We start from the raw sequence: 1,289 nt of genomic DNA on the forward strand, positions 1-1,289 counted from the left end.
GGCGTGAGTGTTGCGAGTATTCGCCAAGCAAACAACTTGCGCTCGGACGAGCTTGCTGTTGGGCAAGTCCTGATCATTCCAAACAAATAAGTAAGTGAGCTTCTAACTCATTATGACGATAAAAATTTTGCCAGCTAGGCTCGCCAACCAAATTGCGGCAGGGGAAGTGGTCGAAAGGCCTGCCTCTGTCATCAAAGAGTTGGTGGAAAATAGCCTCGACTCTGGCGCAACCCGAATCGATATCGATATCGAAAAAGGCGGTGCCAAGCTTATTCGTGTTCGTGACAACGGAAAAGGGATTGCGAAAGATGAGCTCGGGCTGGCACTCAGTCGTCATGCAACGTCTAAAATCCATACCTTAGATGATTTAGAAGCGATCATGAGCTTGGGCTTTCGTGGAGAGGCATTGGCGAGTATCAGTTCCGTCTCTCGTCTTACATTAACCTCTCGCCCAGCTGCGCAAGAAGAAGCGTGGAGTGCATATTCGGAAGGGCGTGATATGCAGGTCAAATTGCAGCCTGCTGCCCATCCCATTGGTACCACGGTTGAAGTGCTGGATTTGTTTTTCAATACTCCTGCACGCCGTAAGTTTCTGCGTACCGAAAAAACGGAATTTGCTCACATTGACGAGCTGTTAAAACGCATTGCACTGAGCCGCTTTGATGTCTCGATCAACGTGCGCCATAACGGCAAAGTGATCCGCCAGTACCGTGCGGCTAAGAATCAACTGCAAACCGAAAAGCGTATAGCGGCGGTGTGTGGTAATGCATTTGTGCGTAATATGCTTCGTATTGAGCTTGAGCATCAAGGCCTCAAGTTGCATGGTTGGATCACCACCCCGGATGGGGCTCGTCAGCAAAGCGATTTGCAGTATTGTTACGTGAATGGCCGCATGATGCGGGACAAACTGATCAATCATGCGATCCGTCAAAGCTACGAAATGAGTTTAAAGCCGGATCAATTCGCCGCTTATGTGTTGTTCATCGAGCTAGACCCGCATCAGGTGGACGTGAACGTTCATCCAGCGAAGCATGAAGTGCGTTTCCACCAAGCAAGATTGGTACATGACTTTATCTATCAAGCTTTGGCTGATGCACTGGCACAAAGCTCTGTGATTGATAAGCCGCAAGTCAATGAGTCCGCGTTCCATCGAGCAGAGCCTGAAGAGCGAGAAAGCCAACCGGAAACGACGCCTCAATACTCGCCACAATCAGTGAGTACTACTGTCCCAGAGCGTGTGTATCAAGCGATTGATAAAACGCCTACGTACCCTGGACGTACTGATTATG

2 protein-coding genes are annotated in these 1,289 nt (G+C 49.3%); both read left to right on the forward strand.

Translation table 11 applies throughout. The features are described 5' to 3' along the window. Positions 1 to 90 (forward strand): LysM peptidoglycan-binding domain-containing protein (locus R8O70_RS25475; RefSeq protein ID WP_318184493.1); only part of this gene is annotated, 90 nt, incomplete at its 5' end. 22 nt (positions 91 to 112) lie between these two features. Continuing rightward, positions 113 to 1,289 (forward strand): DNA mismatch repair endonuclease MutL (gene mutL / locus R8O70_RS25480; RefSeq protein WP_318184492.1); only part of this gene is annotated, 1,177 nt, incomplete at its 3' end.

It is taken from the genome of Vibrio sp. 779(2023) (genome assembly GCF_033344285.1).
Lineage (GTDB): Bacteria > Pseudomonadota > Gammaproteobacteria > Enterobacterales > Vibrionaceae > Vibrio > Vibrio alginolyticus.